Raw genomic sequence first — 5,781 nt, forward strand, 5'->3', positions numbered from 1 at the left:
CTGTTCCCGTCCAGCTTGGTCAGCACGATGCCGGTGATGTCGACGACCTCGGCGAAGACCCGCGCCTGCACCAGCCCGTTCTGCCCGGTGGTCGCGTCGGGGCTGGATCCGCGCCGTGTCCGTGCAGCGGTCCTCGCCGAACTCCTTCGCGAGGCCGTCGGTGACCACGGGCTGGTCCATACGCCGAGCTGGACCGCGCGGCGGAAGTCGGCGTGGGCCGCGGCCGGTGCGCCGGGTGCTTCGAAGGCGGCGACGACGGCATCCGCGTCGAGCCCGGCGGCCTGGGCGACCTTCCGGTAGGTGGCCGCCTCGGACAGGCTCAGGCCGTCGACGTAGAAGGCCCGTTGAAGGGCGATCGCCAGCTCCGCCGCGCGGGCCGGTGCGACCTGGCGCAGGGCGGCGACACCGCGCGCGGCGGCCTCGGAGTCCATTACGAAGGAACCGTCGGCGATCAGCCGCTCGTACGCCTCGCCGAATTCGGCGCCGGTCAGCTCGGCGATCTTGGCGTTCGCGCCCTGGACGTAGCCGAACTGGCGGACGGGTACCCGGCGCGACCCGGTGAACAGGCCGCCGGAGACGACCTCGACCGGTAGTCCGGGGTGGCGGGAGGCGACCTCGCTCAGTGTTCCGGAGAACCCGTGCGACCAGCCGCAATAGGCGTCGAAGACGTAGACGAGCTTCATCGGGGACCTCGGCAGGGATGTGCGCCCGCGGGTTGCGAGCGATTCACCTGACAGAACAGTATCTGACGCGTCAGATATTTCGAGGTTCGTGTGAGGTGGGGCACATGGGGGGTGGATGGCCGCGTCATCACGGCGACGGCGTCGACGTCGCCGCCGCTCCGTGGGTCAGGGGAGGCGGGGCAGCAAGTCCCGGGCCGTGTGGCTGAGGATGCGGAGATCCTCCGCGAACCTCTTCCGGTCCGCCGCGGGCAGGGGGTCCAGGAGGTACCGCTTGATGTTCTCCAGGTGGACCCGGGACGCGCGTACGACGGTCTCCTCGCCCGATGCGGTCAGCCGGACCAGTCGCGCGCGCCGGTCGCCTGGATCCGCTGCCCGCTCGACCAGTTCGGCCGCCTCCATCCGGTCCACCAGCCGGGTGGCGCCGCCCGTGGTCAGGACCTGCTCCTGGGCGATGGCCCGCATGGAGAGTCCCGGCTCGCCCGCCCGGCCGAGGATCAGCAGTACCTCGAACGTCAGGTGGCTGATGCCGCACTCCACCTCGAGTGCCCGGCCGAGGATGTACTCCAGCCGGTTGGCCGCGCCCTGTAGCCGGCCGAACGCCAGGATCAGCTCGTGGTCCGCGGCCTGTTTCGCCGTCGTGATCTCCGTCTGCTCGCCCACGGTCGCGTCCCCCTCTGATCGTCCCGGTGCCACCGTACCGATCATGCCTTGGGGCGGCTTCGAGTCCGCCGGGGAATGGTGTCGGTGTGGAGGCGCTCAGGGGTCAGCTGTTCTGGTCGGGCTTCTGTGCGGTCTTGGCCGCCGGGGCGGTGCGGAGCATGGCCTTGTAGAGGGCGTCGTGCTCGGGCGAGGGGGGCAGGGGGCTCGCGCGTTCTGCCGGCGCAGCTGATCGAGCGCCGCCTCCACCGCGGTCGGCGGACGGCTTGAACGGCTGCCGCGCCACCCCCGTACCCCCTGCCGTGACCCACCACCAGACACAGCACTCGTCGTCCCGCCGAGGACAGACATCCCGGCTCCGTCGCGGCGCCGCGCTCGCCCTGCTTCCGCTGGCCGTCGCGTGCGGCGGCGGGGAGGGCGACGGAGACGCGGACCGTAAGCGGGCGGCGGCGACGCGGACCGCCGTGACCGCCGCCCCCGAGGCCGGTGTCGTGGCACCCGCCAAGGTCGAAGTGATCGCCGGGCTGACCGGGTGTACCGCCGAGATCCGGATCGACGCGGAGGAGCTGCGCGAGGGGCTGTGCCGTACGGAGCAGGGGGAGTACCGGATCACCACGTTCCCCGAGGAGCGGTTCAAGGTGACCTGGCTCGACAGCGCCGCCGTCTACGGCGGCAAGTATCTCGTCGGTACGCGCTGGGTCGTGAGTGCGGTGCCCGAGTTGCTGGAGGGGTTCCGGTCCCGGCTCGGGGGGACCGTGCAGGAGCTGCGGAGCATCGGGCCCACGGTGGCGCCCTGAGTCAGTCTTCCGTCCGGAGGTGGGCCAGTACCTCCTCCAGCGGCAGGTCGTAGGCGTCCTTGTCGTCCGTCCACCGGCGTAGCACCGTCGCCGCGCCCTCCGCCATCGCCGGAGGCAGCCCCGCCGTACGCAGAGTTGCCGCGATCTCCTCCAACTCCGGTGCCCAGCGCCAGGCCCGGGCGGCGACGCTCGGCAGCTGGTCGGTCTCGGCGAGGATGTTGGACCTCAACGAGCCTGCCTCCCGGGCGAGTTCGGCGGCCACGCCGTGGTGTGCGGCGAGGGCGTGCGATACGGCGGCCAGGACGCGGGCGGACTTCTGGTACGAGGCGTACGCCATCTTCAGCGCCGACGCGGCACCGATCCCGGCGTCGAGCGGACGGGCCACGACCCGCGTGTCCTTGAACGCCCTTGCCACGTCCGCGACTTGGCCTGCGTCGCCGCTCAGGTACAGGCGCGGGGCGCTGCCCGGGCCGGGCGGGCCGCCGACGATCGAGCCGTCCAGCATCGGTACGCCGCGCTCCGCGCACGCCGCCGCGATGCGCCTCGTACGGTCCGGGCTGATCGCGTTCGCCTCGACGTACACGCCTCGGAACGGGTGCGTGAGGACCTCGTGCGCCACGTCCTCCGCCGCGTGCGGCGGGCAGACCGACAGGACGAAGTCGCTTACGGCCAGGGCGGATTCGAGGGACTCGGCGGGCTCCAGACCTGCCTCGCGGGCCCGTTGGAGGCTGGCGGGGCTCCGGCCTGCGGGAACGTACAGCACCCGGGTGCCCGTACGGGTCGCCTCGCCGCCTGTTTTCGCGCCCATGGCGCCTGGATGCAGAAGCGTGAACGTGGTCGTCATGGGTCTCACCGTACGGACTTGATGTTGTTGGGAGTCGCGAGGACGAGTGTGGGGCATAGGAGAGGGGCATAGGAGATATGAGCCTCGGGAGGGCGCCATGAACCGACAGATCCGTGTTCGCGTCAGTCGTCGGCCCATTACGCCTCGCGACGACACCATCGACCGCAGGACGCCCTCGGGCCGGCTCCTGCCGTATTGAGACCCGTCTCCTGCCGTACTGAGACCCGACTCCCGCCGTACTGAGACCCGTCCGCGCGGCTACCGCGACAGGGGCGACTGCCAGTCCACCGTCGTGCCGGCGGTCCCTCCGTCGTCGTACACCCTCAGCCGTACGACACCCCTGCCGTCCGGCAGGGGTGTCGTCGTGTCGATCGTGATCTCCAGGCGGGAGACGGCGGCGCGTTGGGACGCGGTGGTGAGGGCCCGGCGGAGGGCGGCGAGGAGTCGGGCCGCCACCTGGTCGGGGACGACGGTGTCCACCGGGCCCTTGAAGTGGGTGGAGGGCTGGAAGCCGAGCACGGCCGAGGCGCCGGCCGTTTCCCGAAGTACCTTGCCGCGGAGGGTGGTTGGGGCTTCTGCCGGGGGTTGTTGCAGGGCGTAGATCGCCGTACGGACCTCCTGGATGGTCGACTGGAGTTCGTCCACCGCGCGGCCGAGGAGTTCGTGGGCCCGGTCCGTCCTCCCGGTTCTGCGCTGGGTGGATTCCAGCATCATGCCGGTGGCGAACAGGCGTTGGACGACCAGGTCGTGCAGATCGCGGGCGATGCGGTCGCGGTCCTCGTAGACCGCGAGGCGTTCACGGCCGTGCTGGGCGTCGGCCAGGACCAGGGCGAGGGCGGCCTGGGACGCGAACTGCGTCGCCAGCAGGCGTTCCACGGCCGTGTAGGGGCGGTCGCCCGGGCGGCGGGGGAGGGCGAGGGTGCCGATGAGGCGGCCGTCCGCCTGGAGCGGGAGCATCATGCTCGGGCCGAACCGGTGCCGTACATGCGTCGTCATGCGGGGGTCGGTCGCCGAGTCGTCGATGAACACCGGTTCGCCGCCCAGGAGTTGGACCAGGACGGGGCTGCCGGGCTCGATGGTCGTACCGACGATGTCGCCCGGGTCCTCGTGGGCCGACGCGGTGACGATCTCCATGCCGCCCGCCGCCGTGGGCTGGAGGATCACGCCCGCGGCCGCGTCGGCGAGGGCGCGGGCGCCCTCCGCGACCGTGGCCAGCGCTTCGGCCGCCGTCTCGCCGGTGAGCAGCGCGGTGGTGACGGCCGCCGCGCCCTCGATCCAGCGTTCGCGCTGCCGGGCCGTCTCGTACAGGCGGGCGTTGCCGATCGCGAGGCCGGCCTGGGCGGCGAGGACGTGCAGGAGCTGCTCGTCCTCGGCGGTGAAGGGGGCGGAGTGTCGCTTTCCGGCGAGGTGGAGGTGGCCGAACACCTCGTCGTGGACGTGGATCGGCACGCTGAGTACCCCGGCGGGCGGCGGTTCGGCCCCGCCGGCGCGGATCTCGGTGAGGCCGTCCTGCCCGGGGTCCGTCGTGCCGAGCGCCGCGTACCGCGCGCCGGTCAGCTCGGCCGCGCCGTCCACGATGTGCTGGAGCGTGGTGCGCAGTTCGAGCTCGGAACCGACGCTCAGGACGGCTTCGAGGAGGCGGGAGAGGTCGGGGACGCCGCCGTCCGCCTCGGCCGGGCCGGGGCTCAGGTGGTGGCCAGCGGGTCCAGGACCAGCGGCTCGATCTTGCCCTCCAGCATGTAGCCCAGGCCCTGTACGGCGCACACGTCGGGCCGCTCGGCGATGTGCACCGGCATGCCGGTGGCCGCGCGCAGCATCTGGTCGAAGCCGGGGAGCAGCGCGCTGCCGCCGACCATCATGATCCCGCGGTCGGCGAGGTCGGCCACCAGGTCGGGCGGGCAGTTGCGCAGCACCCGGCCGATACCGTCGAGCACGGCGGTCAGCGGGGTCTCGATCGCGTCCCGTACGGCCGCGGTGTCGACCCGTACGGAACGGGCGAGGCCGCTCGCCACGTCCCGCCCGTGGATCTCGGTGGTGGTCGGGCCGTGCGGGGTGAGACCGTTGCCGGACAGGGCGACCTGAAGCGGTCGTACGGACTGGCTCGGCAGCATCAACTCGTGTTCGTGGCGCAGGTGTTGGACGATCGCGTGGTCCACGGCCTCGCCGCCCACCGGGATGCGTTCGGCGGTGACGATCGAGCCGAGCGAGAGGACGGCGACCTGTGTCGCGGCCGCCCCGCACACCATGATCATGGTGGCCTCGGGCCGCTCGACGGGCAGCCCGCAGCCGACCGCGGCGGCGATCAGCGTGTCGACCAGCTCCACACGGCGCGCGCCGAGCCCGACCAGCGTCTCGATCGCGGCGCGCTGCGCCAGCGGATCGGCGTCGTGCGGGGTGCAGGCCGCGGCCCGCAGCCGGGGCTTGCGGCGCAGCGCGCGGCGGACCTTGTCGCCGATCAGGTGCCGCAGCATGCGCTGCGCCATCTCGATGTCGACCACGGTCCCGCCGGACACGGGCCGCACCACCCGGATGTAGTCGGGCGTACGGCCCGTCATCTTCTCCGCGAACTCTCCTACGGCGATCAGCGCGCCGGTCCGCGTGTTCACGGCGGCGGCGGACGGCTGGTCGACGACGAGCCCGGCGCCCTTCACGTAGACGCGGGTACGGGCGGCACCCAGGTCGACGGCGAAATGGCAGCGTCGCAACTGCTCCAGACTGACGGTCATGGCAGGTTCTCCCGAGAGCGCGGACCGGGGCTTCGCCGGGTGGCGGGCCTCCTTCGCATCGTGCGGGGGTGGTG

General features: G+C 72.4%; 7 protein-coding genes. 1 reads left to right on the forward strand and 6 read right to left on the reverse strand.

Going from position 1 to position 5,781, the window contains the following annotated elements; genetic code table 11:
* The 3 genes from ACNFOC_RS49815 to ACNFOC_RS49825 form a co-directional block, all read right to left on the reverse strand.
* A partial coding sequence (locus ACNFOC_RS49815; protein WP_416965612.1) for a DsbA family protein occupies positions 1-683 on the reverse strand: 683 nt, incomplete at its 3' end.
* A 165-nt stretch (positions 684-848) separates the two neighbouring features.
* Complete coding sequence (locus ACNFOC_RS49820; RefSeq protein WP_416965613.1) at positions 849-1,343, reverse strand: MarR family winged helix-turn-helix transcriptional regulator; 495 nt, start codon at positions 1,341-1,343, stop codon at positions 849-851.
* Positions 1,344-1,446: 103 nt separating this feature from the next.
* Positions 1,447-1,626 carry a hypothetical protein gene (locus tag ACNFOC_RS49825; protein ID WP_416965614.1) on the reverse strand — a complete coding sequence of 60 codons (180 nt, stop codon included), beginning with the start codon at positions 1,624-1,626 and terminating at the stop codon, positions 1,447-1,449.
* Positions 1,627-1,642: 16 nt separating this feature from the next.
* On the opposite strand from ACNFOC_RS49825, the gene ACNFOC_RS49830 reads away from it, so the two are divergent.
* Positions 1,643-2,137, forward strand: a complete 495-nt coding sequence (locus ACNFOC_RS49830; protein WP_416965615.1) for a hypothetical protein — start codon at positions 1,643-1,645, stop codon at positions 2,135-2,137.
* A gap of 1 nt (position 2,138) precedes the next feature.
* Here ACNFOC_RS49830 and ACNFOC_RS49835 read toward each other — a convergent pair whose 3' ends face one another.
* The 3 genes from ACNFOC_RS49835 to ACNFOC_RS49845 form a co-directional block, all read right to left on the reverse strand.
* The gene (locus ACNFOC_RS49835; protein ID WP_416965616.1) at positions 2,139-2,981 is read right to left on the reverse strand and encodes an NAD(P)-dependent oxidoreductase; all 843 of its coding nucleotides are present in this window, start codon (positions 2,979-2,981) and stop codon (positions 2,139-2,141) included.
* A 258-nt stretch (positions 2,982-3,239) separates the two neighbouring features.
* A complete protein-coding gene (locus ACNFOC_RS49840) occupies positions 3,240-4,670 on the reverse strand; it encodes a sensor histidine kinase (RefSeq protein ID WP_416965617.1) in 1,431 nt (476 codons plus the stop codon).
* The gene (locus ACNFOC_RS49845) at positions 4,667-5,707 is read right to left on the reverse strand and encodes a rod shape-determining protein (protein WP_262057666.1); all 1,041 of its coding nucleotides are present in this window, start codon (positions 5,705-5,707) and stop codon (positions 4,667-4,669) included. Before ACNFOC_RS49845 ends, ACNFOC_RS49840 begins: the two co-directional genes overlap by 4 nt.
* Between the last annotated feature and the right edge of the window lie 74 nt (positions 5,708-5,781).

The organism is Streptomyces colwelliae (genome assembly GCF_048158785.1).
Taxonomy (GTDB): Bacteria; Actinomycetota; Actinomycetes; order Streptomycetales; family Streptomycetaceae; genus Streptomyces.